Annotated in this window: 26 protein-coding genes; 18 read left to right on the forward strand and 8 right to left on the reverse strand. The window is 70.5% G+C overall.

Translation table 11 applies throughout. The features are described from left to right. From ABN611_RS22825 to ABN611_RS22850, 6 genes are read left to right on the forward strand one after another with little or no spacing between them, the layout of a single operon-like run. Positions 1 to 810: a hypothetical protein gene (locus ABN611_RS22825; protein ID WP_350274248.1), complete on the forward strand. Its 810-nt coding sequence runs from the start codon at positions 1 to 3 to the stop codon at positions 808 to 810. After that, positions 789 to 2,366 carry a lipid II flippase MurJ gene (locus tag ABN611_RS22830; RefSeq protein WP_350274249.1) on the forward strand — a complete coding sequence of 526 codons (1,578 nt, stop codon included), beginning with the start codon at positions 789 to 791 and terminating at the stop codon, positions 2,364 to 2,366. The genes ABN611_RS22825 and ABN611_RS22830 overlap by 22 nt, the downstream gene beginning before the upstream one ends. Next, positions 2,363 to 3,388, forward strand: coding sequence for a glycosyltransferase family 4 protein (locus ABN611_RS22835; RefSeq protein WP_350274250.1), 1,026 nt, complete (start codon positions 2,363 to 2,365; stop codon positions 3,386 to 3,388). Before ABN611_RS22830 ends, ABN611_RS22835 begins: the two co-directional genes overlap by 4 nt. Positions 3,389 to 3,409: 21 nt before the next feature. Next, entirely contained in the window at positions 3,410 to 5,128 is a 1,719-nt protein-coding gene (locus ABN611_RS22840) for a CTP synthase (RefSeq protein WP_350274251.1), read from the forward strand. Continuing rightward, a complete protein-coding gene (locus ABN611_RS22845; RefSeq protein ID WP_350274252.1) occupies positions 5,128 to 5,778 on the forward strand; it encodes an NUDIX hydrolase in 651 nt (216 codons plus the stop codon). Before ABN611_RS22840 ends, ABN611_RS22845 begins: the two co-directional genes overlap by 1 nt. Before the next feature lie 17 nt (positions 5,779 to 5,795). Further along, on the forward strand, positions 5,796 to 6,200 hold the full coding sequence (locus ABN611_RS22850; protein ID WP_350274253.1) for a cupin domain-containing protein: 405 nt from the start codon (positions 5,796 to 5,798) through the stop codon (positions 6,198 to 6,200). Between the two features lie 6 nt (positions 6,201 to 6,206). On the opposite strand, the gene ABN611_RS22855 is transcribed toward ABN611_RS22850, so the two are convergent. Together ABN611_RS22855 and ABN611_RS22860 are read right to left on the reverse strand one after the other, a co-directional pair. Beyond that, positions 6,207 to 6,902 carry a DUF4386 family protein gene (locus ABN611_RS22855; protein WP_350274254.1) on the reverse strand — a complete coding sequence of 232 codons (696 nt, stop codon included), beginning with the start codon at positions 6,900 to 6,902 and terminating at the stop codon, positions 6,207 to 6,209. A gap of 104 nt (positions 6,903 to 7,006) precedes the next feature. Continuing rightward, on the reverse strand, positions 7,007 to 7,831 hold the full coding sequence (locus ABN611_RS22860; RefSeq protein WP_350274255.1) for an LLM class F420-dependent oxidoreductase: 825 nt from the start codon (positions 7,829 to 7,831) through the stop codon (positions 7,007 to 7,009). Positions 7,832 to 8,173: 342 nt separating this feature from the next. Between ABN611_RS22860 and ald the strand changes: the two genes are divergently transcribed. From ald to ABN611_RS22895, 7 genes are all read left to right on the forward strand, one after another. Then, on the forward strand, positions 8,174 to 9,289 hold the full coding sequence (gene ald, locus ABN611_RS22865; RefSeq protein ID WP_350274256.1) for an alanine dehydrogenase: 1,116 nt from the start codon (positions 8,174 to 8,176) through the stop codon (positions 9,287 to 9,289). Next, the gene (xerD, locus tag ABN611_RS22870; protein WP_350281670.1) at positions 9,286 to 10,212 is read left to right on the forward strand and encodes a site-specific tyrosine recombinase XerD; all 927 of its coding nucleotides are present in this window, start codon (positions 9,286 to 9,288) and stop codon (positions 10,210 to 10,212) included. The genes ald and xerD overlap by 4 nt, the downstream gene beginning before the upstream one ends. Before the next feature lie 400 nt (positions 10,213 to 10,612). Then, positions 10,613 to 11,524, forward strand: a complete 912-nt coding sequence (locus ABN611_RS22875; protein ID WP_350281671.1) for a ParA family protein — start codon at positions 10,613 to 10,615, stop codon at positions 11,522 to 11,524. Continuing rightward, positions 11,509 to 11,880, forward strand: a complete 372-nt coding sequence (locus ABN611_RS22880) for a hypothetical protein (RefSeq protein WP_350274257.1) — start codon at positions 11,509 to 11,511, stop codon at positions 11,878 to 11,880. The genes ABN611_RS22875 and ABN611_RS22880 overlap by 16 nt, the downstream gene beginning before the upstream one ends. Next, positions 11,877 to 12,857, forward strand: coding sequence for a segregation/condensation protein A (locus ABN611_RS22885; protein WP_350274258.1), 981 nt, complete (start codon positions 11,877 to 11,879; stop codon positions 12,855 to 12,857). Before ABN611_RS22880 ends, ABN611_RS22885 begins: the two co-directional genes overlap by 4 nt. Next, complete coding sequence (gene scpB, locus ABN611_RS22890; protein ID WP_350274259.1) at positions 12,854 to 14,428, forward strand: SMC-Scp complex subunit ScpB; 1,575 nt, start codon at positions 12,854 to 12,856, stop codon at positions 14,426 to 14,428. Before ABN611_RS22885 ends, scpB begins: the two co-directional genes overlap by 4 nt. Then, positions 14,418 to 15,152: a pseudouridine synthase gene (locus ABN611_RS22895; RefSeq protein ID WP_350274260.1), complete on the forward strand. Its 735-nt coding sequence runs from the start codon at positions 14,418 to 14,420 to the stop codon at positions 15,150 to 15,152. The genes scpB and ABN611_RS22895 overlap by 11 nt, the downstream gene beginning before the upstream one ends. Positions 15,153 to 15,246: 94 nt before the next feature. Here the strand turns inward: ABN611_RS22895 and ABN611_RS22900 are convergent, their stop codons facing one another. From ABN611_RS22900 to ABN611_RS22915, 4 genes are all read right to left on the reverse strand, one after another. Continuing rightward, positions 15,247 to 16,164 carry a hypothetical protein gene (locus ABN611_RS22900; RefSeq protein ID WP_350274261.1) on the reverse strand — a complete coding sequence of 306 codons (918 nt, stop codon included), beginning with the start codon at positions 16,162 to 16,164 and terminating at the stop codon, positions 15,247 to 15,249. A 2-nt stretch (positions 16,165 to 16,166) separates the two neighbouring features. Further along, on the reverse strand, positions 16,167 to 17,069 hold the full coding sequence (locus tag ABN611_RS22905) for a hypothetical protein (RefSeq protein WP_350274262.1): 903 nt from the start codon (positions 17,067 to 17,069) through the stop codon (positions 16,167 to 16,169). A gap of 28 nt (positions 17,070 to 17,097) precedes the next feature. Beyond that, positions 17,098 to 18,204: an alpha/beta hydrolase gene (locus ABN611_RS22910; protein WP_350274263.1), complete on the reverse strand. Its 1,107-nt coding sequence runs from the start codon at positions 18,202 to 18,204 to the stop codon at positions 17,098 to 17,100. Between the two features lie 94 nt (positions 18,205 to 18,298). Then, positions 18,299 to 19,240: a hypothetical protein gene (locus ABN611_RS22915; protein ID WP_350274264.1), complete on the reverse strand. Its 942-nt coding sequence runs from the start codon at positions 19,238 to 19,240 to the stop codon at positions 18,299 to 18,301. A 144-nt stretch (positions 19,241 to 19,384) separates the two neighbouring features. Between ABN611_RS22915 and pafA the strand changes: the two genes are divergently transcribed. The 3 genes from pafA (at position 19,385) to ABN611_RS22930 (ending at position 23,201) form a co-directional block, all read left to right on the forward strand. Continuing rightward, positions 19,385 to 20,746 (forward strand): Pup--protein ligase, encoded by a 1,362-nt coding sequence (pafA, locus tag ABN611_RS22920; RefSeq protein ID WP_350274265.1) that lies wholly within the window; start codon positions 19,385 to 19,387, stop codon positions 20,744 to 20,746. Between the two features lie 51 nt (positions 20,747 to 20,797). Continuing rightward, the gene (locus ABN611_RS22925; RefSeq protein WP_350274266.1) at positions 20,798 to 22,084 is read left to right on the forward strand and encodes a GNAT family N-acetyltransferase; all 1,287 of its coding nucleotides are present in this window, start codon (positions 20,798 to 20,800) and stop codon (positions 22,082 to 22,084) included. A 145-nt stretch (positions 22,085 to 22,229) separates the two neighbouring features. Further along, positions 22,230 to 23,201 (forward strand): FKBP-type peptidyl-prolyl cis-trans isomerase, encoded by a 972-nt coding sequence (locus ABN611_RS22930; protein WP_350274267.1) that lies wholly within the window; start codon positions 22,230 to 22,232, stop codon positions 23,199 to 23,201. Between the two features lie 65 nt (positions 23,202 to 23,266). On the opposite strand, the gene ABN611_RS22935 is transcribed toward ABN611_RS22930, so the two are convergent. Next, positions 23,267 to 23,764: a hypothetical protein gene (locus ABN611_RS22935; RefSeq protein WP_350274268.1), complete on the reverse strand. Its 498-nt coding sequence runs from the start codon at positions 23,762 to 23,764 to the stop codon at positions 23,267 to 23,269. A 76-nt stretch (positions 23,765 to 23,840) separates the two neighbouring features. Then, positions 23,841 to 24,929: a DUF3866 family protein gene (locus tag ABN611_RS22940; RefSeq protein ID WP_350274269.1), complete on the reverse strand. Its 1,089-nt coding sequence runs from the start codon at positions 24,927 to 24,929 to the stop codon at positions 23,841 to 23,843. 98 nt (positions 24,930 to 25,027) lie between these two features. Between ABN611_RS22940 and ABN611_RS22945 the strand changes: the two genes are divergently transcribed. Together ABN611_RS22945 and ABN611_RS22950 are read left to right on the forward strand one after the other, a co-directional pair. After that, positions 25,028 to 25,984: a WYL domain-containing protein gene (locus ABN611_RS22945; RefSeq protein ID WP_350274270.1), complete on the forward strand. Its 957-nt coding sequence runs from the start codon at positions 25,028 to 25,030 to the stop codon at positions 25,982 to 25,984. Beyond that, a complete protein-coding gene (locus ABN611_RS22950) occupies positions 25,981 to 26,952 on the forward strand; it encodes a WYL domain-containing protein (RefSeq protein WP_350274271.1) in 972 nt (323 codons plus the stop codon). Before ABN611_RS22945 ends, ABN611_RS22950 begins: the two co-directional genes overlap by 4 nt. Positions 26,953 to 26,983 lie beyond the last annotated feature (31 nt).

Consider the following 26,983-nt stretch of genomic DNA (forward strand, 5'->3'; position numbering starts at 1 on the left):
GTGGGATTTCTGAGCGCTGCCGTCGCGGCGGCTGCCACTGCCGGGCTCGAGCGCGCGGCGGAGAAGCTGCCGAAGGAGAACCGGGAGCCGTTCGAGCGCACCAACCATCGCGGTGAGCCGGTGACGCTGCTCGAGGGCCCGGTGACAGTGCTCGGTGCGCTGGCCGGCGTGGCCGCGTCGCGCGGCAACGGCAAGGTGAAGGCGGCCGCGGTGCTCGCCGGCGCGGTGTCGGGCGCGGTCGGCGCGTACGACGACCTGCGCGGGACCACGCAGGCCAAGGGTTTTCGCGGTCACCTGAGCGCCTTGCAGCGCGGTGAGGTGACCAGCGGCGCGGTGAAGATCCTCGGCGTCGGCGCCGCCGGTCTCGCGGCCGCTGCGCTCCTGCCGCGGAAGTCGCGCGGTGTGAAAGCCGTTGCCGGGATCGTTGCCGACGGCGCCTTGATCGCCGGTACGGCGAACCTCGCGAACCTCCTCGACCTGCGCCCGGGACGTGCGCTCAAGGCCGTGACCGCGGTGAGCGCCCCGCTGGCCGTCGTCAACGGTCCGGCGGCGGCTGTCGTCGGCGCCGCCGCGGCCGCCGCACCGTCCGACCTCGGCGAGCGGTCGATGCTCGGCGACTCCGGCGCGAACGGGCTCGGCGCCATCACCGGGACGGCGCTCGCCGCGACCCTGCCGCGCCCGCTGAAGACGCTGGTGCTCGCGGCCGTCGTCGGCCTGAACCTGGCGAGCGAGAAGGTCAGCTTCACCAAGGTCATCGCGGACACCCCGGTCCTCGACAAGATCGACCAGTGGGGCCGACGCCCCAGGTGAGCAGGCTCGCCCGTGCCGCGCTGATCGTTGCGGCCGTCACGGTTCTGGCGCGGGTTGTCGGCTTCGGCCGCTGGTTGGTGTTCTCGAAGACGGTGGGGGCGGGTTGTCTGGCGGAGGCCTACACGACCGCCAACCAGTTGCCGAACATCCTGTTCGAAGTCGTCGCCGGCGGCGCGCTGGCCGGTGCCGTCATCCCGGTGCTCGCCGGGCCGGTGGCGCGCGGCGACCGCGCCGCGCAGGGGCGGATCATCGGGGCGTTGCTGTCCTGGTCGTTCGTGCTGCTGGCGCCGGTCGCCTTGCTGGCTTGGGTTCTGGCCGATCGGTACACCGACGCGATGCTCGATCCGGGCGCGGAGTGCGGCGGTACGGCGGCGACCGCGACGCGGATGCTGGCGATCTTCGTACCGCAGGTCTTCGGGTACGCGGTGGCGGTGATCGCGACGGCGGTTCTCCAGTCCCACAAGCGTTTCGCGGCCGGCGCGTGGGCCCCGCTGATCTCGAGTCTGGTCGTCGTCGCGACGTACTTCGCGTTCGCCGCCGCGGCGCCCGACGCCGAGGCGGCCTCGCAGGGCGACACCGACCTGCTGGCCTGGGGTACGACGGCCGGCGTCGCGGCGCTGGCGCTCACGGTGCTGATCCCGATGCTGCTACTGCGCCTGCCGATCCGCTTGACGCTGCGGTTGGACCCTGGCGTGGGGCCCGTACTCCGGAAGCTCGCGCTCGCCGGTCTCGCGGTACTGGTCGCGCAGCAGCTCACCTTCGTCGTCACGACGTACCTGGCGAACCACCGCGGCGCCGCGGGCAGCATCGCCGTCTACACCTGGGCGAACGCGGTCTACCTCTTGCCGTACGCCGTACTCGCCGTGCCGATCACCACGGCCGTCTTCCCGCGCCTCTCGGCCGCTTTCGAGGCGGGGGAGCGGTTCGACTACTACGCCGCGACGTCCACGCGTGCGGTGATGCTCGCCGGTGGCGCCGGTGCCGCGTTGCTGGTCGGTACCGCGGTCCCGGTGGCGCGGGTCTTCGCGTACGACGACGGCGCGGTGCAGGAGTCGTGGGCGTCGGCGCTGGTCGACGGGCTGATGTTCTTCGCGCCTGCCGCCATCGGGTTCGCAGTCCTGATGCATGTCGGCCGGGTGCTGTACGCGCGGCACTGCGGGCGTGAGGTGGCAGTCGTGACTTCTGGCGCTTGGGTGCTCGTGGCAATCGCCGGTGTGGTGCTGACCGCTGAGTGGGCCGCAGTACCCGCTCTGGCTGCCGCTATGTCGGTCGGCATGGTTGTGGGCGCTGTGGTGCTGCTGGCGGTACTGCGACGTGAGGCGGGTGCGGGCGTGCTCGCCGGGTTCCCGCGGGCGTCGCTGGCGGCGCTGCTTGGCGCCGCACTGGCTGGTGCGGCGGGCTGGGCCGTGTCACTGCCGGCTGCAGACGCCGGTGTCGGGGCTGCCGTGTTGTTTGCGGCCCTGTCGGGACTCGCAACCGTCGTCGTCTACGCCGTGGTCGTGCTTGCATTGGATCGCGCGGACGCTCGCGCACTCGTACGACGGGAGAAACCATGAGGATCGGGCTGCTGCTCGCGGAGGCGCGGGGTGGGATCGGGCAGCACGTCGCCTCGCTGGTGCCCCGCTACCTGAGTGCCGGGCACGAGGTGCTGGTGTGCGCGCCGCCCGGGACGGCCGAGCACTTCGACTTCGCTCCGGCGACCGTCGTCAGCCAGGCGGCCGGGTTGCGCGGCTGCGACGTGATCCACGCCCACGGCTACCGGGCCGGGATGACCGCGCTGCGGGACAGGGCCCGGCTACGCCCGCTCGTCGTCACCTGGCACAACGCGGTGATCGCAGCGGGGCCGAAGGGTCTCGTGATGCGGATGGGGCAGCGGCTGGTCGCCAGAGGTGCCGACCTGACGCTGGGCGCGTCCAGTGACCTCGTGGACCTGGCGAAGAGCCTCGGTGCCCGGAACGCCCAGCTGGCGCCTGTGGCGGCTCCGGCGATGCCCAGGATCCGTACGCCGCGTCGAGAGGTCCGGCGCGAGCTGGGGCTCGGGGAGCGGCCCGTGGTGCTCACCGTGGGCCGGCTGGCGCCTCAGAAGGACTACCCGACGTTGCTGACCGTGGCCGCGCGGATCCACGAGTCGAATCCGGACGCCGTGTTCGTGGTCGTCGGCGACGGACCGTTGCGGGACAACCTGCAGGCCCGGATCGACGCGGAGAAGCTGCCGGTCCGGTTGCTGGGACACCGCAACGACGTGGCCGACCTGCTCGGTGCAGCGGACGTGTTCCTGCTCACCTCGCATTGGGAGGCCCGCGCGCTCGTACTGCAGGAGGCGATGCAGGTCGGCGTACCGGTCGTCGCGACCGCTGTCGGCGGCGTACCCGAGCTGGTCGGCGACAGCGCGGTACTGGCCTTCCCGGGAGATGCGGACGGGCTGGCGGACGGGGTCCGCGCGGTGCTGGCCGAGCCCGATACCGCGAACGCTATGCGGACACGAGGCCGGGAGTTGGCCGCCCGGTGGATGGACGAGGACGCGGTGGCGAAGAATCTCCTCGACATCTACGCGGGTCTCGTCGCGACCGGTGCTTGACAAGAGGTAGGCTGGAGGCCCGTGGACAGGGCTTCGAATTCCCAGCAGACCAAGCACGTATTCGTCACCGGTGGCGTGGCATCCAGTCTCGGCAAGGGACTGACGGCATCCAGCCTCGGCAGTCTGCTGACGGCGCGCGGCATCCGGGTCACCATGCAGAAGCTGGACCCGTACCTGAACGTCGATCCCGGGACGATGAACCCGTTCCAGCACGGTGAGGTGTTCGTCACCAACGACGGCGCCGAGACCGACCTCGACATCGGTCACTACGAGCGGTTCCTCGACCGCGACCTGTCGCAGGTCGCGAACGTGACCACCGGGCAGGTCTACTCCAGCGTGATCGCCAAGGAGCGCCGCGGCGAGTACCTCGGCGACACCGTCCAGGTGATCCCGCACATCACCAACGAGATCAAGGAACGGATGCTCGCGATGGCGGGCCCGGACGTGGACGTCGTACTGCACGAGATCGGCGGCACGGTCGGTGACATCGAGTCGCTGCCGTTCCTCGAGGCGGCGCGGCAGGTCCGGCACGACGTCGGCCGCGACAACGTGTTCTTCCTGCACATCTCGCTGGTGCCGTACCTCGCCCCGAGCGGCGAGCTGAAGACCAAGCCGACCCAGCACTCGGTCGCCGCGCTGCGGTCGATCGGTATCGCGCCGGACGCGGTCGTCTGCCGCTCCGACCGGCCGATCCCGGACGGCGTCAAGAAGAAGATCTCGCTGATGTGCGACGTCGACCAGGAGGCCGTGGTCGCGGCGCCGGACGCGCCGTCGATCTACGACATCCCCAAGGTGCTGCACGCCGAGGGTCTCGACGCGTACGTCGTACGCCGCCTGAACCTGCCGTTCCGCGACGTCGACTGGACGCGCTGGGACGAGCTGCTGCGGGTCGTGCACCACCCGAAGGACGACGTCACGGTCGCGCTGGTCGGCAAGTACATCGACCTGCCGGACGCGTACCTGTCGGTCGCCGAGGCGCTGCGCGCGGGCGGGTTCGACAACGACGCCAAGGTGAACCTGCGCTGGATCGCCTCCGACGAGTGCGCCACGCCCGAGGCCGCGGCCCGGCTGCTCGGCGACGTGGACGCGATCTGCATCCCGGGCGGGTTCGGGGTGCGCGGCATCGAGGGCAAGATCGGCGCGATCCGGTACGCGCGCGAGCAGCGGATCCCGATCCTGGGGCTGTGCCTGGGCCTGCAGTGCATGGTGATCGAGGTGGCGCGGCACCTGGCCGGGCTGGACCAGGCGAACTCCAGCGAGTTCGACCCGGACGCCGAGCAGCCGGTGATCGCGACCATGGAGGAGCAGAAGCACATCGTCTCCGGCACCGGCGACATGGGCGGCACGATGCGCCTCGGCCTGTACCCGGCGAACCTGGCCGACGGCTCGATCGTCCGCGACCTGTACGGCGCCCCGTCGGTGCAGGAACGGCACCGGCACCGCTACGAGGTGAACAACGCCTACCGGGACAAGCTGGAGACCGCCGGGCTGGTGTTCAGCGGGCTGTCGCCGGACAACGAGCTGGTCGAGTTCATCGAGCTGGACCGCGCCGCGCACCCGTACTTCGTGGCCACCCAGGCGCACCCGGAGCTGCGGTCGCGGCCGACCAAGCCGCACCCGCTGTTCTCCGGGCTGGTCTCGGCGGCGCTGGACCGGCAGCGCGAGTCCCGGCTGCCGGTGGAGGAGCCGAAGCCGGCCGCGAAGAAGAGCACCGCCAAGGCCGAAGCGGTCAAGTCCTGATGACGGACTATCCCGAGCTGCGGTTCGGCGCCGGGCTCGCGGACCAGCCGGAGCGGTGGCCGGTCTCCGCGTCCGAGGTGGTGCACGAGACCGGCCGGGTCATCGCGGTACGCCGGGACGCGATCGAGCCACCCGGCGGTACGCCGTTCGTCCGCGATGTCGTCGTACATCCCGGAGCTGTCGGCGTGGTCGCGCTGGACGAGAACAACCGGATGCTGCTGGTCCGGCAGTACCGGCACCCGGTCGGCTACAAGCTGCTCGAGGCGCCGGCGGGCCTGCTCGACGTCCAGGGCGAGCAGTACCGCCTGGGCGCCGAACGCGAGCTCTGGGAGGAGACGGCGACCAAGGCCGCCGACTGGCGGATCCTGGTCGACGCCTTCACCTCACCCGGCCTCACCAACGAGGCGGTCCGGATCTTCCTGGCCCGCGACCTGTCACCCGCCGACGAGTCCTTCGAACGCCTCCACGAAGAGGCCGACATGGAAACCGTCTGGGCCCCACTCATCGACGTGGTCGGCGCCGTCCTGGCCGGCCACCTCCAGAACCCCATCCTCGTCATGGGCTCCCTAGCAGCCTGGACCGCCCTCAACGGCCCCGGCTTCGAAACCCTCCGCCCAGCCGACTCCCCCTGGCCGGCGAAGGACCGCTGAAACCGGACAATCGGTCCATGGAGAAGCCGGAGTTGGCGGTGTTGCTGGGGTTGGAGCGGCATCCGGAGGGTGGGTGGTATCGGGAGACGTGGCGGTCGGGGGTGGAGTTCGAGCCGGAGGGGTACGGCGGGACGCGGGCCAGTGCGACGGCGATCTACTTCCTGCTGGCGCCGGGGGAGGAGTCGCGGTCGCATCGGGTGCGGTCCGCGGAGTTGTGGTTGTGGCACTCCGGGGGTGCGTTGACGTTGGAGTTCGGGGACGAGAGTGTCACCCTCGGGCCGGACGTGCGGGCCGGTCAGCGGCCGCAGGTGGTGGTGCCGGCGGGCGCCTGGCAGGCGGCCCGGCCCGTGGGTGACGAGGCGGTGCTGGTGTCGTGCGTCGTGTCGCCGGGGTTCGACTTCGCCGACTTCACGCTGCGCTGACTCCAGCTACATCTGAGGTACGGCGGACTCCCCGGTGGTGAGTTCCGGCAGGTGTTCGCGGACCATGTAGCCGCCCGCGCAGATGATCCAGACCGCGGACAGCAGCAGCGGGACCGTGGTCATGAGCATGCCGCCGGCAACGAACGCGCCGGAGGTGGCGAAGACGCCGAACGCGCCGAGGAAGGACACCACGGCGGCCAGCAGGGCCAGGTAGCCCAGCCAGTTCGGCATCACCCGCGTGCGCAGTACGCCCATCCCGGCCGCGGCCAGCGGCAGGGCGGCGGCGAAGCCGATCATCGTCGTCGTCACCGCGCTCAGCTCGAACAGCATCAGCGTGATCCCCGCGTCCCGGCCGTCGACGCCGAACGCCGACGCGGCGGTCAGCCCGGCGTTCACGAAGATCGCCCCGCCGACCAGCACCGAACCGGCCAGCAGCGCCAGGTGGACGTCGCTGCGCTCGGCGCGCTCGCGCATCGCCTCGGCGAACGCGGCCGCGAACCAGATGATCAACCCGGCCGCGGCGGCCCACATCAGCGAGCTCAGCAACAACATGGTCCGGTTGTCGGCGATCCAGCTCGTGATCGTGCTGTCCGAATCACCGACCGTCGGAGGATTACCGGGCAGGAACCTGCCCAGCAGTGCCAGGACGACGAAAGCCAGTCCGGCGAAGCCGCCCCATCGCAACTCGTGTCGCTCGGTCATGGGAACACCTCCAACATGCACCACCCCGATGTGGTGCATCTACTGCCGATGTTCCACCGTTCCGGCCCGGAATCAAGACCCAGTTCCAGGGCCGGAACCGGGACCTACTCGAGGACGGTCGCGAGCGCCTCGTACCCGGGCAGCAGGTCGATCCCCTCGGGCCCCAGCTGCTGGATCGCGACGTGGTTCGCGCCCGCGTCGAGGTGCGCCTTCAGGCCCGCGGCGACCTCGACCGCCGAACCGTGCAGCACCAGCGCGTCGACGAGCCGGTCGCTGCCGCCGTCCGCGAAGTCCTCGTCGCCGAACCCGAGCCGCTTGAAGTTCGTCGTGTAGTTGCTCAGCTGCAGGTACGACGCCAGCCGGTCCCGCGCCGTCGCCCGGGCGATCTCCGGGTCGGTCTCCAGAACCACCATCTGCTCGGGGGCCAGCAGCACGCCGCCGCCGAGGATCCGGCGGGCCTCCCGGGTGTGCTCGGGCGTGGTCAGGTAGGGCAGCGCCCCGGCCGTCCGCGCACCGGACAGCTGCAGCACCTTCGGGCCGAGCGCGGCCAGCGCGCGCCGGTCGGCCGGCACCTTGGCGTCGTCGAGCTCGTCCAGGTAGGAGACGATCGTCTCGTACGGCGACCGGTAGTCGTCGTTGCGCTCCCGGTGACCGATGCCGACGCCGAGCAGGAACCGTCCCGGGTGCTCCTCCTCGAGCCGGTGGTACGACGCCGCCACCTCGGCCGCGGGCGACTTCCACATGTTCACGATGCTGGTGCCGACGGCAACCGAAGTCGTTGCGGCCAGCAACACCTCGGCGTCGCGCAGCCCGGTGTCCGGTGACGCGCCCAGCCACAGGGCGCCGTACCCCGCCCGCTCCAGTCCGGCCGCGAGTTCCGGGCCGAAGTGCTGCGGGCCGTGCCAGACCCCGTAACGTCCCAGCTCCATCGCCACGCCGTGCTCCTCTCCTAGTCGGTCCTCACTGAGCAACCCGGAGCGGACGGGCGCCATTCCAAGCATCCCCGACGCGCCCGGAGGCCCGTCAATGATCCTTGCCGCGTCAGAGGGCTACCGGACGGCTCCGTTCCGTGCCCGACCTTGCCGGAATGCTTCCGTTGGATTACCGATGGGGTACCGGCAGCGCGTCGGATCACGATCAGACCATCCGAACGGGTGGTATGAACCCCGCGGGCATACACTCGGCAGCGACCTGGCAGCATCCCCTCAACCGCCGGGCCGCGGACACAACGAGGTGGGCCGCACTCCTGGATCGTGAAAGAAGGGCGAGTTGTGAAGGTCGGAGTTCCCAAGGAAGTCAAGAACCACGAGTACCGGGTGGCGATCACCCCGTCGGGCGTGCACGAGTTCGTGCGCGGCGGGCACGAGGTTCTGATCGAGCAGGGAGCAGGCAACGGTTCGCTGATCCCGGACGACGAGTACGTCGCCGCCGGGGCGCGGATCGTGGCGGAGGCGGACGACGTCTGGGCGGACGCGGAGCTGGTGCTCAAGGTCAAGGAGCCGGTGGCGGAGGAGTACCACCGGATGCGCAGGGACCAGGTGCTGTTCACCTACCTGCACCTGGCCGCCAGCCGCGACTGCACCGACGCGCTGCTGCAGTCGGGCATCACCGGGATCGCGTACGAGACGGTGCAGCTCCCGGACGGCACCCTGCCGTTGCTGGCGCCGATGAGCGAGGTGGCCGGCCGGCTGGCGCCGCAGTCCGGCGCCTACCACCTGATGGCGCAGGGCGGCGGCCGCGGCGTGCTGCTCGGCGGCGTGTCCGGCGTCCACCCGGCCCGCGTCGTCATCCTCGGCGCGGGCGTGTCCGGGATGAACGCGGCCGCGATCGCGCTCGGCATGCAGGGCCAGGTGCAGCTGTTCGACCGCAACATCGCGCGGCTGCGGCAGGCCGACCAGATCTACCAGGGCCACCTGCTGACGATCGCGTCCAACGCGTACGAGATCGAGAAGGCGGTGCTGGAGGCGGACCTGGTCATCGGCGCGGTGCTGGTGGTCGGTGCGAAGGCCCCGAAGCTGGTCACGAACGACATGGTCCGGCGGATGAAGCCCGGCAGCGTGCTGGTCGACATCGCGATCGACCAGGGCGGCTGCTTCGAGGACTCGCGTCCGACGACGCACGCCGACCCGGTGTACAAGGTCCACGACTCGCTGTTCTACTGCGTCGCCAACATGCCCGGCGCGGTGCCGAACACGTCGACGTACGCGCTGACCAACGTGACGCTGCCGTACGCGATCGAGCTGGCGAACCTGGGCTGGCGGGAGGCGCTCAAGCAGGACCACAGCCTCGCGCTCGGCCTGAACACGTTCGACGGGCACGTCACGTACGGTCCGGTCGCCGACGCGCACGACCTGTCGCAGCTGAAGCTGGACGAGGTGCTGGTCTGAGTATCACCCGGGCGGTCAGTGCGTACCTGGACCACCTCACGGTGGAGCGCGGCCTGGCCGCGAACACGCTGGCGTCGTACCGGCGCGACCTGCGCCGGTACGTCGGCTACCTGGCCGCGTCCGGGATCGACGACCTCGGCCGGATCACGGAGGCGGTGGTCAGCGACTTCCTGATGCGCCTGCGGGAGGGGGACGCGGACCATCCGCCACTGACCGCTTCCAGTGCGGGGCGGACCGTGGTGGCCGTCCGGGGGTTCCACAAGTTCTGCGTCCGGGAGGGGCTGACCGCAGTGGACCCTGCGGCGGCCGTGAAGCCCCCTGTGCCGCCGCAGCGGCTGCCGAAGGCCCTGTCTGTCGACGAGGTGACCAGGATCCTCTCAGCGGCCGCTGGAGCCGAGGCGGAGCCTGCTGTGCTCGCTACCCGGGATGCGGCGTTGCTGGAGTTCCTGTACGGCACCGGCGCCCGCATCTCCGAGGCGGTCGGGCTGGACGTCGACGACATCGACCTGGACGCAGGAGCGGTCCTGTTGCGCGGCAAGGGCAGCAAGGAGCGGGTGGTACCTGTCGGCACCTACGCGCGTGAGGCGTTGTCGGCGTACCAGGTCCGCGGCCGACCGGACCTGGTGTCACGAGGTCGCGGTACTCCGGCGCTCTTCCTCAACGCCCGTGGCGGCCGCCTGTCCCGGCAGAGTGCCTGGACGGTACTGCGTCGCGCCGCACAGCGGGCCGGGATCTCGAAGGAGATCTCACCGCACACGTTGCGGCACTCGTACGCGACGCACCTGCTGGACGGCGGGGCCGACGTACGCGTCGTACAGGAGCTGCTGGGACATGCGTCGGTGACGACGACGCAGGTCTACACGCTGGTAACCGTGGACAAGCTGCGCGAGGTCTACGCCACCTCGCACCCGCGCGCGCTGTAGTGACCCGGTGTGTAGCGCCTCTGGACGGTGTGCGATCATCTGATCACGGTTGGTGACTCCAGGAGGGTCACCGGCCCCGTTCGGAGCTTTGTCGACAAACCACCCCACCCCGGTGCGGAGTGGCTGGTTGAGAGTGCTTGAATGCACGCTTACAGTCGCTGGGATCGCCCGTATCGGTTGAAAGGTTTGACGAGTCATGAACGAGTCGACATTCCCGGGCACCGAACACGTGATGGGCCACCAGCCGGGGCACGTTTCCGGCCCGGAGCCGGTCCAGCCGATCAGCGCGCCACCCAGCAGTACCCCGAGCAATACCCCCAGCGATCCGACCAGCTTCCAGCCCACCCCGCCCCGGCCGGCCCCCGCGCCGGCCCGCACCCTGCCCGACAACTATGCGGAGATGCCGAAGCCGACGGCCAAGCTCACCGCGGAGGACCTCGCACCCGTGAACGACCCGAACGGCCCGCGTCACAAGATCGGGCCGACCGGCCGGCCGCTGCCGGACCTGCCGGAGCCGCAGCCCCCGACCAAGACCGGCCCGGCGCAGGTGATCGCGATGTGCAACCAGAAGGGCGGCGTCGGCAAGACCACCACCACGATCAACCTCGGCGCGGCGATCGCCGAGACCGGTCGCAAGGTGCTGCTGATCGACTTCGACCCGCAGGGCTCGGCCTCGATCGGGCTCGGCGTACAGCCGCACGACCTCGAGCTGTCGGTCTACAACCTGCTGATGCAGCGCGACATCACCGCCGACGAGGTGATCCAGCCGACCAGCGTGCCGAACCTCGACCTGCTGCCCGCGAACATCGACCTGTCCGCGGCCGAGGTCCAGCTGGTCCAGGAGGTCGCCCGCGAGTACACGCTGCAGCGGGTCCTCGACCCGATCATCCCGCAGTACGACGTGATCCTGATCGACTGCGCGCCGTCGCTGGGCCTGCTCACCGTGAACGCGCTGACCGCGTCGAACGGCATCGTCGTACCGCTGGAGTGCGAGTTCTTCGCGCTCCGCGGCCTGGCCATGCTGACCGACACGATCGCCAAGGTGCAGGACCGGCTGAACCCGAAGCTGGAGATCGTCGGGATCCTCGGCACCATGTTCGACGGGCGTACGACGCACGCCCGGGAGGTGCTGGACCGGGTGGTCCAGGCCTTCGACGAACGCGTCTTCCACACCGTCATCCGGCGTACCGTCAAGTTCCCCGAGACCACGGTCGTCGGTGAGCCGATCACGACCTACGCGCCGTCGTCCCAAGCGGCTACCCAGTACCGCGATCTTGCCAAGGAGGTGCTGGCGCGTTGTCCCGCCGGGTGAGCCTGCCAGGTGCCAGTGAACTCTTCGGGGGTGCGGCACCGAAGCAGACCAGACCCGAGAAGCGCACCACCACTGACGGACCGTCGACCGCACCGTCCACCGTGCGGTCGCGCACGACGGTCGTCGACGACCGGAAGTCGAGTGGTCGGATCCGGCACGACACGAAGATCACCGTGTACGTGACGGAGGAGGAGCTGCTCGGCCTGGAACAGACCAGACTCGCGCTGCGCGCGGAGCACGGCCTGACGGCCGACCGGGGCCGGATCGTCCGCGAGGCGATCGACGTCCTGCTCGCCGACTTCGTCGACCACGGCCCGGACTCGGTGCTGGTACGGCGGCTCAAGGCCTCGGAATGAGCTCGTCGGACTCGTTGCCCTCGGACCTTTCGCCGGCCGCGGCGGACGGCGTACCGACTGTTGCCGAGGGCAAAGGGTTCAGTGTCCACCTGGTCAACTTCGAGGGGCCGTTCGACCTGCTCCTGCAGCTGATCAGCAAGCACAAGCTCGACATCACCGAGATCGCGCTGTCGGTGATCACCGACGACTTCATCGCGCACATCAAGGCGCTGGGGTCGGAGTGGGACCTCGACCAGACGTCGGAGTTCCTGCTGATCGCGGCGACGCTGCTCGACCTGAAGGCGGCGCGGCTGCTGCCCAAGGGCGAGGTCGAGGACGACGAGGACCTGGCGCTGCTGGAGGCGCGTGACCTGCTGTTCGCGCGGCTGCTGCAGTACCGGGCGTTCAAGCAGATCGCGGCGCTGGTGCAGGAGCGGATGGCGCTCGAGGCGCGGCGGTTCCCGCGGGCCGTGGGGGTGGAGCCGCGGTTCGCGGAGCTGCTGCCCGAGGTGCTGCTCGGGATCGACCCGGCCGGGCTGGCGGCACTGGCCGCGAAGGCGATGGCGCCGCGGGACGACGTACCGCCCGGGGTGTCGCTCGCCCACCTGCACGCGCCGGCCGTCACGGTCCGGGAGCAGGCCGAGGTGATCGTGGACCGGCTGCGGCGGCAACGCAGTGCGACGTTCCGGTCGCTGGTGGCCGATTCGCCCGACACCGTGACGACTGTGTGCCGGTTCCTGGCGTTGCTGGAGCTGTTCCGGGAGGCGGCGGTGTCGTTCGACCAGGTGACGCCGCTGGGGGAGCTGACGATCCGCTGGACGGGTACCGACGAGGGTGAGATCTCCGTCAGCGACGAGTTCGACGAGGAACACAAACCCGCCGACGACTCCGGCGAGGCTCCCGTCGTCGACGACGACCCCGACTTCCTCGAACCCGGCGCCTCCCACACCGACCCACCCGACCCCGCCCCAGAAGAATCCGAGACGACAAACCAGTGACCAACCCCGACCCCACCACCGCGCCCGAGCCCACCGAGCCGCCCACCGCGCCCGAGGCGCCCGAAGCGCCGACCGATCCTGAGGTGACCGACGCGACCGACGCGGAGATCCCCCCGGCCCCCGCCACCTCGGCGTCGCCCTCAGGCGACACCACGTCCACCGGCGAAGCCGCCCCCGGCAGCACCGCTGACGACGCGGGCAGGGATTCCTCCGACGACGCCGCAATCGCCAGCGACGACGGCGACGCCGACCAGGGCAGCTCCGACCAGGGCAGCTCCGACCAGGGCAGCTCCGACCTGCCCGAGGCCGCCGCGCCCGCCGCCACGTCGGACGCCGCCGCGGCCGAGGAGCCCGCCGACGCCGACGCGCCCTCCGCCGACGCCGACGCGCCCTCCGCCGACGCCGACGTGCCCGAGGCCGCCGTACCCGAGACCGGCGTACCGGACGCCGGCGTACCGGACGCGGACGCACCGGACGTGGACGCACCGGACGCGGACGCGCAGGGCGGTGACGTGGTTGATGGCGCCGTACCTGGGGAGGAGTTGGCGGATGACGAGGCTCATCTGCCGGCGGGGCAGACCTCACTGCCGGTGGGGGACGAGGTGGTGGTGGACGACGACACCATGCGCCGGGCGCTCGAGGCGATTCTGATGGTGACGGACGAGCCGCTTCCGGTACTGACGCTGGCGCGTGCGGTCGGCCGTCCCACCGGAGACGTCGCGGCCGCGCTCGCGGAACTGGCAGCGGAGTACACCGAGCAGGGCCGCGGATTCGACCTCCGCGAGGTAGGCGGCGGCTGGCGGTACTACACCCGCCCAGAAGCCGCGCAGTACGTCGAACGCTTCGTCCTCGACGGCCAGCAGGCGCGCCTCACCCAGGCAGCCCTCGAAACCCTTGCCGTGGTCGCGTACAAGCAGCCGGTAAGCCGGGCCCGCGTCTCCGCCATCCGCGGCGTGAACGTCGACGGCGTCATGCGCACGCTCGTCGCCCGCGGGCTGGTCGAAGAAGCCGGCGCCGACACCGAGTCCCAGGCAACCCTGTACCGCACCACCACGTACTTCCTGGAACGCATGGGCATGCAGTCCCTCGACGACCTTCCCGAACTCGCCCCCTACCTCCCCGAAATGGACGACATCGAGGACGAACTGGCCGCCCAAACCCTCCCACCCCCCTCAGAAGCCCCCTCGGCGGAAACCGCCGAGGCTGCCCCCGACTCCGAGGACACCACGCAGGACGACCAAGCAACCGCCGAACTGACGCCGGACACGGCTGCCAGTACGTCGGCATCAGCCGAGCCCGCAGCCCCGGATGAGCTGACGGGATCCGCGGACGCAGATGAGCAGTCGACCGAAGACGCAGGCAACGCCGGTGCTGACGAGCCTGCGGAGGACGGCTCCGACGATGCCTCCTCCGACTCATCCACCGACGCCGAAGCCGACGCCGAAGCCGACGCCGACGCGCCGGCCGAGGCCGACGCGCCCACCGAGACCGACGCCGCAGCCGATGACCTAGCCGACGACGGTGAGCCGGTCGGTTACGAGCGGGATGGTGGGGGTCGGGATGGGGGATGAGGGTGGGGTTCGGTTGCAGAAGGTTTTGGCTCGGGCGGGGGTGGCTTCGCGGCGGAATGCGGAGTTGATGATCGAGGACGGGCGGGTCGAGGTCGACGGGCGGGTGGTGACGGAGTTCGGGGTCCGGGTGGATCCTGAGACGGCGGTCATCCGGGTCGACGGGGAGCGGATCCCGCCGGTCAGCGCGAACGTGTACCTCGTGCTCAACAAGCCGCGCGGTGTCGTGACCACGATGTCCGATCCGCAGGGGCGGCCGTGCATCACCGACTACGTGCAGGACCGGCCGGAGCGGCTGTTCCACATCGGGCGCCTCGACACCGACACCGAGGGCTTGCTGCTGCTCACCAACCACGGCGAGTTCGCGCACCGGCTGGCGCATCCGTCGTACGAGGTCTCCAAGACGTACGTCGCCGAGGTCGACGGCAACCTCAAACCCGGCGTACTGCGCAAGCTCCTGGACGGCGTCGAGCTCGAGGACGGCCCGGCCCGCGCCGACACGGTGAAGATCGTGTCGACGGTACCGGGCCGCACGCTCGTCGAGATGAGTCTGCACGAGGGCCGGAACCGGATCGTACGGCGGATGTTCGACGCCGTCGGCCACCCGGTCAAGCGCCTCACCCGCACCGCGATCGGCCCGGTCCGCCGCGGCAACCTGCACACCGGCGAACTTCGCGAACTCGACTCCAAGGAACTCGGCCAGCTCCTGGACCTGGTCGACCTGTAGGCACCGAGGCGATCGCCAGGCCATCACAATCGGCCGGCGCGGCGCGCGACGAGCGGGCCGCGGGACGGCCGCCGCGATTGTGATGGCCTGGACGTCACTCGCCGGACAGCTGCTCCCGTTCCAGGTTGTCCTGGAAGCGGCGGGCGTGGGCGACCTCGGTGAAGGTGCGCGGCACCTTGCCCAGCGCGCGGATCACCGTCGCGGTGCCGTTGGCGTGGCCGAACTCGTACAGATACGGCGCTCCGGTCTCCTGGTCGACGCCCAGGACGATCGTCTTGAGCCCGCAGCCGTTCGCGACCAGCGACTCGAAGCCCTGCCACGTGGACCGCCGGACCACCTTCACCACCGGCGCCCCGGAGACCGGGATCCGGATCGTGTAGAGCGCCCCGCCTCGCGTGTTGGCGAGGAACGTGTCGTACGTCGCCGTCTGGCTGATCAGCGTCATCGTCTTCACGGCGCTGAACCCGGCGTACGTCGCCTTCCGGGTGAACGCCGTACCGTCGACGTTCCAGCGCAGAATGGTGTCGCCGAGCAGCGCATAAGCGTTGTGCCGCACCAACGTGCTGCCGCGGTTGAACCGCGAGCTCTCCAGGTACCGCACGTCGCCCCACCCGCCACCGATCGGCGTGCGCTTCACCGAGGCCGGGTCCACATCACCCCAGAAGTCGTTGACGTCGTACGTCAGCTGGTACAGCCCGGTGCCCAGTACCACGTACTGCCGGCGCGACTCTCCGTTCTGCTCGGCGTTCATCTGGGTGCCGAGGCCGCTCGTCAGCCGGACCTGGTTGTCGGGCACCAGGTCCTTGCCGCCCCACCGGCTCGGGCTCGCGCCCGGCGGCACGACGCCGTACAGCCCGCGCAGGATGACGTCACCGCCGCTCGTGGTCGACGCCAGCGACAGCTGGCAGAACGGCACCTCGCTGGTGCTCGCCGCGGCGGGTGCCGCCTGAGCCAGCGCTCCAGCGGTCAGCGCAAGACCCAGCAGGCCGGCTGCGCGCTTCCTGATCTTCATCGTCACTCTCCGTAGAGTAGGGCGCCGGCTTCAGGACTGCCGGGGTAGTAGCGGAAGTACACCTTGTCCTCGGGAGCGGCGAGCTGGTCGCCCACACGCCCCAGGCCCTTGATGACCGTGGCGGTGCCGTTGGCGTGGCTCACGGCGTACAGGTAGCCCCGCCGGGTGTCCTTGTCGATGCCGAGCAGCAACGTGCTCTGCACGCCGCACTTCTCGGCGACCAGCGTCTCGAACGTCTGCCAGGTCGACGTACGGACCTTCTTCACCACCGGCTTGCCGCTGAACGGGATCCGGATCGTGTACAGCGCCCCGCCCCGCGTGTTGGCGAGGAACGTGTCGTACGTCGCCGTCTGGCTGAGCAGCGTCATCGTCTTGACCGACGAGAACCCGCTGTACGTCGTCCGGTAGCGCCAGGCGGATCCCTCCACCGTCCAGCGCGTGATGACGTCGCCGTCCAAGGCGTAGGTGTGGTTCGTCGACCGCTCGACGTAGCGCTGGTGGATCCAGCCGCCGCCCACCTTGGTCTGCTGGTACGAGTCGGGGTCGATCTCACCGATGTACATGTCAATGACGTACCGGAACCGGTAGAGGTCGTTCGAGATCCGCACGTACCCGCTCTTCGCCATACCGGCCGGCGGATCCGGCTCCCAGCCGACCGACGTCGTGAGCCGTACCAGGTCGACCGGGAACAGTCCCTTCGGCCCGACGTGCGGCGGCGACGCGGTCACGGGCGAGGTCGCCGTGAGCGTCTGGAACTTGTGATCGCCCTGCACGGTCACCGTGCCGAGCGTCATCGAGCAGGCCGCAGTGGCCCGCCCGGCAGCGGCCTGTGCCTGTCCCGGCACCAGCATCGCCGCTGTCATCGCCGCGCCCAGCACACCCGCGGCGATCCGCCGTCTTGTCATCCAGTCCCCCTCCGAGGAGTCGTGTCACTCACCTCGATGCCGCGTCTGCCCGAAAGGTTAGGGACCGGTCGAAGAACTCCCGGACCAGACGCCGTACTACGGGAACGCCGCAGGTGGAGGCACCGACGAGCTTGGCGCGCGCAGCAGCCGTCATGAGGCCGGCCGACTGCAGCTGGGGTGCGAACGCGGCGTAGTCCGTCCAGATCCAATGGTTGGCGTCGGACAGCTCCACACGTCGTACCGGACCGCCTTGCGACAGCAGAGCCGACCAGGTGCGGTCGAAGCGCTCGTCGCGGAACCCGTCTGTGCCAGCCAGCAGCAGTGGCTTCCTGGCGATCGGGTAGAGCTCACCGTCCAGCGTGTCGAGGTAGCCCTCCAGGTTGGCCGCAGCCCGGACCAGCGGGTGCTGCAGCGACACGGCGGCCGTAGCACCACCAGCAGAGTGCCCGTAGACGCCCACGCGCCGCAGGTCGATGTGGTTGTGCACAGACGACAGGTGGTCGAGTACGAACCGCAGGTCCGCGAAGCGCGTGTTCATCATCAGCCGCGACCGCACTGGGTCCGTCTGCACGTCCGGAGCGATCTCGATGACCCGCAACCGCCCGTCCGGGAACACCACCTCGCTGGTCTCACCTGGGTGGTCCACCGTCAGCACGACGTACCCGTGGCTGGCCAGTTCCTCGGCCAGGGAGGTGCCGATGGTGCGCGGGTCCGCGCCACCTGGGCTGTAGAGCAGCGTGGGACGCCGGCCGGGCAGCGGGGGTGCGTCGACGTACGAATGCGTCATCGTTGCCGCCCAGTCCACACCTGCCTTCGGGAGCTCGGGGTGAAGGACACCTGCGTCCAACCCGCTGAACACCTCCGCTGCAGCAGGTGCGAGGTGCGGCGCGCGTTCATAGCCGCGTACGGCTACAGCGGGGTAGAAGACCGTCAGCGCGATCTCACGGGTCGGCGCGCCGTTCCACGGGTCGGAGCGCGAGGGGTCCACCAGCAAGCGGGTCGTCGTACCGACGGACCACGGGCCGGTCGGGGCGGGGAGGCGCAGCGTCAGAACTGTGGCGGCAGTGGTCTGAGCTGACAGGACGCCGGTCACGGCGGAGGCGGCAGCGGCGGCAAGAAAGGTGCGTCGTCTCATGCTGTGCACGCTGGCAGTTGCACACCGTGCGGTCAGCAGTGAGGCCGGCATCTCCACCCGGAGTTACGGCCCCGGGTGGAGAGGCCAGTGGAGGTCAGGCGCCGTTCAGGTGGGTGCCTGCCAGGTAGGAGCGGAAGTACGAGTCACCGGCCGCGAACGTGGTCGGGACCTTGCCCAGACCCTTGATGACCGTGGCGGTCCCGTTCGCGTGGCCGACGGCGTACAGGTAGCCGGCGCGGGTGTTCTTGTCGATCCCGAGCAGCAGGGTCCCGTAGTTCCCGCATTTCTCGGCAACGAGCGTCTCGAACCCTTGCCAGGTCGACGTCCGGATCTTCGTCACCACCGGCTTCCCGGAGCCTGTCGGCACCTGCACGGTGTAGAGCGCCCCGCCGTTCGTGGTCGCCAGGAACGTGTCGTAGCGCGCTCCCTGACCGATCAGCGCCATGGTCTTCACCGCCTTGAACCCCGGGAACGCGGTGCGGTACCGCCACCCGGTGTCCGTGACCGTCCAGCGGATGATCAGCCCGTTGAGCGGGTCGATGGCCAGCGCGTAGACGTTCTCCCGGCTGAACGACGTACCGGAGTACTCGCTGCGCTCGACGTACTTGTAGTCGTCGCTCCACCCGCCCGCGATCAGCGTCTGACTCACCGACCCCGGCACGACCGCGGTCCCGGTGCCGTCCGTCATGTACGACGTCCGGTACATCCGCGGGCCCACGACGGCGAGCCCCTGCCGCTGCTCACCGGCCGGTACGACGGGTTCGTACCGCATCGAGCTGGGCAGCCGCGCCTGGCCGTCCGGGTACAGGTCCTTCGGCCCGACCCGGCGCGCGCCGGCGGAGGGCGTCGCGGTGACGGTCTGCAGGGTGTGGTCGCCACCCGGGGTGACCGAGCCGAGCCGCAGCGAGCAGACCGCGGTGGCGGCGGTGGTGCCGGTCGGTGCCGCGCTGGCGGGCGCGGCCGCGACCCCGGAGGCGAGCAGGGCCCCCGAGCCGAGCAGGGCGCCAACGGCGAGCATTCGCCCGTATCTGAGCATCTGAAATCCTTTCGTCAAACGTCTCGATGCGGGCGTACGGCACATTGTTGCGGGCATCGTTGCGAGCATCAAAGGCATAACGCCGGACGACGGCGCGCCTGCGACGGCCCCCGGTTGTCGGAACCGCGCCGTAGTGTGGGTGATGTGAACCGGCGAATCTTCGGTCTGGAGAACGAGTACGGCGTGACCTGTACGTTCCGCGGGCAGCGGCGGCTGACCCCGGACGAGGTGGCGCGGTACCTGTTCCGTCGTGTCGTGTCCTGGGGCCGCAGCAGCAACGTCTTCCTCCGCAACGGCGCCCGGTTGTACCTCGACGTCGGCTCGCACCCGGAGTACGCGACCGGCGAGTGCGACTCGGTCACCGACCTGATCGCGCACGACAAGGCCGGTGAGCGGATCCTCGAGGGCCTGCTCGTGGACGCGCAGAAGCGGCTGCACGACGAGGGCATCTTCGGTGACGTCTACCTGTTCAAGAACAACACCGACTCGGCCGGCAACAGCTACGGCTGCCACGAGAACTACCTGGTCAGCCGGCACGGCGACTTCGCCAAGCTCGCCGACGTACTGATCCCGTTCCTGGTGACCCGGCAGCTGATCTGTGGCGCCGGCAAGGTGCTGCAGACGCCGCGCGGCGCGGTCTACAGCGTCAGCCAGCGCGCCGAGCACATCTGGGAGGGCGTCTCCAGCGCGACCACCCGGTCCCGGCCGATCATCAACACCCGCGACGAGCCGCACGCGGACGCCGAGCGGTTCCGCCGGCTGCACGTGATCGTCGGCGACTCGAACATGTCCGAGACCACGATGCTGCTCAAGGTGGCCAGCACCGACCTGGTGCTGCGGATGATCGAGGCCGGCATCGTGATGCGCGACCTGACCCTGGACAACCCGATCCGGGCGATCCGCGAGATCAGCCACGACATGACCGGCCGCCGCGAGGTCCGGCTGGCGAACGGGCGGGAGGCGAGCGCCCTCGACATCCAGACCGAGTACCTGACCAAGGCCCGCGACTTCGTCGACCGCCGCGAGCTCGGCACGCCGGCCGTCGAGCGGGCGCTGTCGCTGTGGGAGCGGACGCTGAAGGCGATCGAGTCCGGCGACCTGTCCGGGATCGAGCGCGAGATCGACTGGGTGATCAAGTACCGGCTGATCGAGCGCTACCGCGCGCAGAACAACCTCGGCCTGGCCAGCCCGCGGGTCGCGCAGCTGGATCTGGCGTACCACGACATCCACCGGCCGCGCGGCCTCTACTACCTGCTCGAGCGCAAGGGCGCGGTGACCCGGGTCGTCGACGACCTGCGGGTGTTCGAGGCGAAGTCGGTGCCGCCGCAGACCACGCGGGCGCGGCTGCGCGGCGAGTTCATCAAGCGGGCCCAGGAGCGGCGGCGGGACTTCACCGTCGACTGGGTGCACCTGAAGCTCAACGACCAGGCCCAGCGGACCGTCCTGTGCAAGGACCCCTTCAAGTCCCACGACGAAAGAGTCGAAAAGCTCATCGCCAGCATGTAGCTGCGGGCTAAATGGCGTGCTCGGTCGGGCTGGGCTGTTTACAAAGAGTCCATGGCGATCGAGATCCGGCCGATCAAGCAGGCCGAGACGATGGACTACCTGCGTGTACTGCCGTGGGCGAACGGCCTGCCGCAGGAGGAGCCCGAGCCGTCCGCCTGGTACGCCGGCAGCGCCGCCTGGCCCCCACAGGTCTCCAGGACCGAGGAGGACCTGGAGCGGGAGGCCGCGGAACTGCTGACTGACTGGTTCCGGCCGCAGGCCGCGTTCGTGGACGGCAAGCTCGCAGGTGCGTCGGCGATCGTGTCGGTGCAGGTCACCGTGCCGGGCGGCCGGCAGGTGGCCCTCGGCGGCGTGACCTCGACCGGCGTGCTTCCGACGTACCGGCGTCGTGGGCTGCTGCGGAAGATCATGTCGGCGATGCTGGACGACTGCCGCGAGCGCGGTGAGTTCCTGGCCGGGCTGAGTGCCAGCGAGGCGACGATCTACGGGCGGTACGGGTTCGCGCCCGCGACGTTCCAGCACCGCTGGGAGGTACGGCGTACCGACGTCGCTTTCCGCACCGAGTTCACGGACCCGGGTGCGCTGGACCTGGTGGACGGTGCGGCCGCCGCCGAGGCCTGGCCGGTGTTGCACGAACGGATCCGGGCCGAGCGCGTGGGCGAGATCAGCCCGCTGCCGGGCAAATGGGAGGGCCTTGCGGCCGGCGCGCTCCCGGCGGACGGTTCGGGGCCGGCGCACCACCTGGTGCATCGCGACGCTGCCGGTGCCGTGGACGGTGCCGCGACCTTCCGGCTGCCCTGGTCTCCCGACCCGGCGCAGGCCGGCGTACTGCAGGTGGAAGCGTTCGAAGCGCTCACCTCCGATGCGTACCGGGCGATGTGGGGCCTGCTGCTCGACTTCGATCTGACGAAGAGGGTCGTCGCTGCACGGCGGCCGGTCGACGAGCCGCTGCGGTGGATGCTGACCAATCCACGGGCGCTCAAGCTGACCCGGACGCGGGACAACCTCTGGCTGCGCGTTCTCGACGTACGACGCGCTCTCGAGGCCCGCACGTACTCGGCAACGGACTCCCTCGTGCTGGACGTGTCCGACGACCTGTACGGCGGTGGTCGCTGGCGGCTGGACGCAGCACCCGACGGAGCGAGCTGCACAGCGGTCGACGAAGAGGCGGACCTCAGCCTGAGCGTGAACGAGCTGGGATCGCTCTACCTCGGCGGAGTGCGCGCCGGCGAGCTGGCGTACGCCGGGCGGATCGCCGAGCACACAGCCGGCGCGGTGTCGCGCCTGGACGCCGTACTGCGACCGGACCGCGCCCCGCACAACGCTGTCGGGTTCTGACGTCCGTGACTGTGCGTGCTGTGACGCAACGGTGACGCAGGCGGCGCCTCTGCCGGTTGAACCAGCAGGCTAGGGTGGTCCGCGTTGTTGACCGGAGGCGATCGGCGCACACATCAGCGCCGGGATGGTTCGAGGTGCTGGTTTCGTGCGCAAGCTGTTGAGTCTGGTCGCGGTCGCGGCCCTGGGGTCCGCCCTGGTGGCGTGCGGATCGGAGAAGGACGAGTTCGGGGCCGGCGGGATCAAGGTGACGTCGGAGTTCGGGCAGAAGCCGACCATCACGCACCGCGAGGGTGAGCCGGAGAAGCAGCTGGTGACCGAGGTCCTCAAGGAGGGCGACGGTCCCGAGGTGAAGAAGGGCGAGCTGCTCACCGCGAACTACATCGGCCAGATCTGGCGCGACGGCAAGGTCTTCGACAACTCGTACGACCGGGGCGCGCCGTCGTCGTTCCCGATCGGCGTCGGCGGCGTCATCTCCGGCTGGGACGAGGGCCTGGTCGGCAAGAAGGTCGGCAGCCGCGTGCTGCTGTCGATCCCGTCCGACAAGGGCTACAAGGAGCAGGGCAACGAGCAGGCCGGCATCAAGGGCGACGACACGCTGATCTTCGTCGTCGACCTGGTCGGCGCGGCCGCCAACAACACCCCGCTGGAGGCGACCGAGGTCAAGCCGTCGACGCCGACCAAGATCACCGTCTCCGGCGCCCTGAACGCGGAGCCGAAGGTGACGGTCGCGCCCGGCACCAAGCCGCCGGCGAAGCCCGGCAAGCCGGTCGTGTTCGCCCAGGGCAAGGGCAAGCCGATCGCCAAGGGCGACCAGCTGGTCGGCCGCTTCGTGATCTACGACTACACCGGCAAGAAGCAGACGAGCACCTGGGACGGCCAGCCCGCCGCCAACGGCCAGCCGGCCCAGCCGGGCTCACCGACGGACCAGCTCCCGCCGGTCGGCCCCGGCGCCGACGGCAAGGCCGGGCCGCTCGACGGTTTCGCCGGCATCCCGGTCGGCAGCCGCGTGCTGGTCGAGCTCCCAGCCTCCAAGGACCAGGCCGGCAAGACCATCAACGCGTTCGCCGTCATCGACGTCCTGAACGCGTTCCCGGCCGCGAAGCAGACCGGGCAGTAAGCGGGCAGTAAGAACGCACGGCGAAGGACCGGCTCCCGTCCGCGGGAGGCCGGTCCTTCGCCGTTTCAGCGCGTTCGCCGGACCGGGCGGCGGCCGAACCAGCGGTTCGCGTCCGGCTGGAAGCTGAGCAGGATCGCGGTCACCACCGCGGTCAGATGAACGCACCGGATCGCGGCGAACGCGACGAACGACACCGACCAGTCGAGTGCCCCGAAATCGCCGTCACGCAGGAACCAGGTGACCGGTCCCACCACCAGCGAGGCGATGCCGACGGTCCCGAGCAGCCCGGCGAGCAGCCAGCGGGACCAGCCGACGCCGTGCCGGAAGTAGCGGTCGACGACGACGAACAGTCCGCCGTACACGATCGCGCGGAACGCGACCTGCAGGAGCAGCCCGAAGAACGACGACCCGTCCGCGAGGGCGCCGAGGACACCCAGCACGGACTCGACGACGCCGGCACCGATCGCCGCGAACCACAGCGTGGTCGCACTCCGCACAGCCAGCGGCGGCTCCGGCGGTACCACGTCATGGACGGTGAGATCACGATGCCTGGTGCTGTTCATGCAACCACTGTCACCGCGCAGCCGCCCCGGATCAGGAGTGCTGCGCCCACACCCCAGGTGGACCTGAACCCACCGCTCAGCCGCGCTGTGGGCCCGGTACGTCCACCAGTCGGGCCGCGTGGCGGCCTGCTGCGGCGGCGGCTTCGAAGTAGGCGCGGTCCTCGTCGAGGGTGCGGCCCATGGTCGACAGCTTGACCGGGGCGGCCTGCAGGGCGTCGTACAAGCCTTCGACACCTGTGCGCACCACCCGGTGCCTGGCCTTCAGTGGCTCGGCGGCGTCCCGTACGGCGTCGCCGAAGTCGCCGGCCAGATCCGGTACGACGACATCGGCCGGCTGGAGCGCTACGCGGCCGTAGGCGGTGAGGCTGTGGTGGGAGATGCCACGGTGGCGCGGGCGGGGGTCCGCCTCGGAGATGCGCAGCGAGGCGACGGCGCGGCCGCCCAGGGTGCCGATCGCGTTGACCGCCTCACCTGACTGGACGCCCGAGAAGCCCCAGCGAGTACCTGTGCCCAGGTTGCCCGGGCCCTGCGTGATGACCACCAGTTCGGCCGCCAGCACCTGTACTGCGGTCAGCAGCCCGGTGTGGACGGTCACCGCTTCACGATCCCCGCCGTACGCCTGGCCGACCGTCACAGTCCCGCTGAGCCACCCGGCGTCCCGCAGCGTCGCGACACTCCGCGAGAACGCCAGCGGCAGCGCACCGCCGTCCGTCATCACGTAGACGACCCGTGTGGTCGGCCGCGCCTCGTAGACCCCGGCCAGCACAGCAGGCAGTGCGGAATGCAGGTCGGCCACTACTACCGGCGTACCGAAGAGGTCGTCGGCGTCCCGCAGTACGTCGTGGTCGGGGGAGTCCTGCTCGTCCGCACCCAGCACCATGGCCTGCAGCGGCGTGTAGCGGGCCTTCACGAGGTGCCCGCGCTCCGGTGGGTCCTCCGGCAGCCGGTCCGGTACGGCGACCACCAGGGCGTAGCCACCGGTCCCGAGGCCGCGGTCCAGGGCGCCTACGTTCAGCAGGACGCGGTCGCCCGTGACCGGCGTGCCGACGAGGTCCGGGTACGTCAGGGCGCGCACGGACTGTTCCCCGACCGTCACTGTCAGTTCGAGCGCGCCGGCCCAGCTCCGCCCGACCGCCGCCACCACACCGTCCCGCCACCGAATCACACGGTGAGACTAGAACACGCCGGTGCCGTCGAACCGGTGTTCGAAGTTTCGATGCGAAAAGGCGGGTTTTGGACGCCCGGAGGCCGTAAGGTGGTCGGGTGTCGGCGCGGAAGAGTGAGCGGCTGCTCAACGTGGTCATCTGCCTCCTGGTCGCGCGCACCTACGTGACCAAGGAGCGGATCCGCGAGGTCGTCGAGGGGTACGCGGGACAGACCGACGACGCCTTCGAGAAGATGTTCGAGCGCGACAAGGACGAGCTGCGCGACCTCGGCATCCCGATCGAGATGGGCACGATCGACAAGTTCTTCTCCGACGAGGTCGGCTACCGGATCCGCCGGGACGTGTTCGAGCTGCCCGAGGTCCACCTGGAGCCCGACGAGGCCGCCGTGCTCGGCGTCGCCGCGCGCGTGTGGCAGCATGCCGGGCTGTCCGAGGCGACCACGTCGGCGGTGCTCAAGCTGAAGGCGGCCGGGATCCAGACGGACCAGTCGGCGCTCAGCGCGATCGAGCCGCACGTCGGCGCTTCCGAGCCGGCGTTCGACCCGCTGTGGGCGGCTGTCGTGGCCCGGCAGGCGGTCCGCTTCCAGCACCTGCGCAGCGGCGCGTCGGAGCCGACCACGCGGACGCTGGAGCCGTGGGGGATCGTCTCGTGGCACGGTCGCTGGTATGTCGTCGGCCGGGACCGGGACCGCCAGGCGATGCGGATGTTCCGGCTGTCGCGGATCGGCAGCGACGTGCGGACGGTGGGGGAGCCGGGCGCGTTCACCGTGCCCGAGGGGACGGACCTGCGGTCGCTGGTGACCGAGCTGGCGCCGCCGCGGCCGACGTCCGAGGCGAAGGTGCGGGCGCGGACCGGTTCGTGCGTGAGCCTGCGCCGCCGCGCGAACGCCGTCGAGCCGTACGAGGAGGGCTGGGACCTGCTGCACGTCCCGTACGCCGACTCGTCCGTGCTGGCCGAGGAGATCGCGTCGTACGGGACGGATGCGGTCGTCGAAGGACCTGGCGACGTACTCGACGGGGTGCTGTGGCGGCTGCGGACGGTGGCGGGCGGATGAGTAACGCGCGTGATCAGGTGCAGCGGCTGCTGGCGCTCGTGCCGTACCTGCGGGAGAACGACGGGGCGCGGGTCGACGACGTCGCGAAGGAGTTCGGCGTCCGGCCGAAGCAGATCCTCGCGGACCTGAAGGTGCTGTGGTTCTGCGGGCTGCCCGGCGCGCAGATGGGCGATCTGATCGAGATCGACATCGAGGCGGCCGAGGGCGAAGGCGTCATCCACATCAACAACGCCGACTACCTGGCGCGCCCGCTGCGGCTCGCGGCGGCCGAGGCGCTGGCGCTGCTGACCGCGCTGCGGACGCTCCGCGAGGTGACGGCCGGCGCGGACCGGGACGCCGTCGACCGGGCGATCGCGAAGCTGGAGCGGGCCGCCGGCGAGGCCGCGGCGGCGAGCGAAGGTGCGGCGGCGCACGTCCACGTGGAGCCGGCAGCGCCGGAGATCGCGGAGACCGTCAACCGCGCGCTGGCCACGAAGCGCCGGTTGCACCTGACGTACGACGTACCGTCGCGCGACGAGACGACCGAGCGCGACGTGGACCCGATGCGGCTCGTGGTGTCCGAGGGCCGCACGTACCTCGAGGCCTGGTGCCGGCTGGCCGAGGACGTCCGGCTGTTCCGGCTGGACCGGATCGCGGCCGTGAAGCTGCTCGACCTGCCGAGCGAGCCGCCGCCCGAGGCGACCCCGCGGGACCTGTCCAACGGCATGTTCCAGCCGTCCGAGCGCGACCTGCTGGCCACGCTCAAGCTCGACCCGCCCGCGCGCTGGGTCGCCGAGTACTACCCGAACGAGTCCGTCGAGGAGGGCCCCGGCAACTCGCTCGTCGTCAAGCTCCGGGTCGCGGACACCAGCTGGCTCCAGCGCCTCGTCCTCCGCCTGGGCGGCGCCGCCACGGTCCTCGACCCGCCGGACCTCACCACCCAGATCGCCGCCACCGCCCGCGAGGCCCTCTCGGCGTATGACGTCTGACCCGCCACCGCTGCCCGTTCGAGAGCGGTCG

This window comes from Kribbella sp. HUAS MG21 (assembly GCF_040254265.1).
In the GTDB taxonomy this organism is placed as follows: Bacteria; Actinomycetota; Actinomycetes; order Propionibacteriales; family Kribbellaceae; genus Kribbella.

Coding starts and splice junctions, on each gene's coding strand:
- ABN611_RS22845 (WP_350274252.1), top strand. CDS start 5,128: ATGACGGACTATCCCGAGCTGCGGTTCGGCGCCGGGCTCGCGGACCAG.
- ABN611_RS22935 (WP_350274268.1), bottom strand. CDS start 23,764: ATGAACAGCACCAGGCATCGTGATCTCACCGTCCATGACGTGGTACCG.
- ABN611_RS22915 (WP_350274264.1), bottom strand. CDS start 19,240: ATGCTCAGATACGGGCGAATGCTCGCCGTTGGCGCCCTGCTCGGCTCG.
- ABN611_RS22900 (WP_350274261.1), bottom strand. CDS start 16,164: ATGAAGATCAGGAAGCGCGCAGCCGGCCTGCTGGGTCTTGCGCTGACC.
- ABN611_RS22860 (WP_350274255.1), bottom strand. CDS start 7,831: ATGGAGCTGGGACGTTACGGGGTCTGGCACGGCCCGCAGCACTTCGGC.
- ABN611_RS22910 (WP_350274263.1), bottom strand. CDS start 18,204: ATGAGACGACGCACCTTTCTTGCCGCCGCTGCCGCCTCCGCCGTGACC.
- ABN611_RS22875 (WP_350281671.1), top strand. CDS start 10,613: ATGCCGAAGCCGACGGCCAAGCTCACCGCGGAGGACCTCGCACCCGTG.
- ABN611_RS22855 (WP_350274254.1), bottom strand. CDS start 6,902: ATGACCGAGCGACACGAGTTGCGATGGGGCGGCTTCGCCGGACTGGCT.
- ABN611_RS22895 (WP_350274260.1), top strand. CDS start 14,418: ATGGGGGATGAGGGTGGGGTTCGGTTGCAGAAGGTTTTGGCTCGGGCG.
- ABN611_RS22885 (WP_350274258.1), top strand. CDS start 11,877: ATGAGCTCGTCGGACTCGTTGCCCTCGGACCTTTCGCCGGCCGCGGCG.
- ABN611_RS22925 (WP_350274266.1), top strand. CDS start 20,798: ATGGCGATCGAGATCCGGCCGATCAAGCAGGCCGAGACGATGGACTAC.
- ABN611_RS22850 (WP_350274253.1), top strand. CDS start 5,796: ATGGAGAAGCCGGAGTTGGCGGTGTTGCTGGGGTTGGAGCGGCATCCG.
- ABN611_RS22905 (WP_350274262.1), bottom strand. CDS start 17,069: ATGACAAGACGGCGGATCGCCGCGGGTGTGCTGGGCGCGGCGATGACA.
- ABN611_RS22835 (WP_350274250.1), top strand. CDS start 2,363: ATGAGGATCGGGCTGCTGCTCGCGGAGGCGCGGGGTGGGATCGGGCAG.
- ABN611_RS22950 (WP_350274271.1), top strand. CDS start 25,981: ATGAGTAACGCGCGTGATCAGGTGCAGCGGCTGCTGGCGCTCGTGCCG.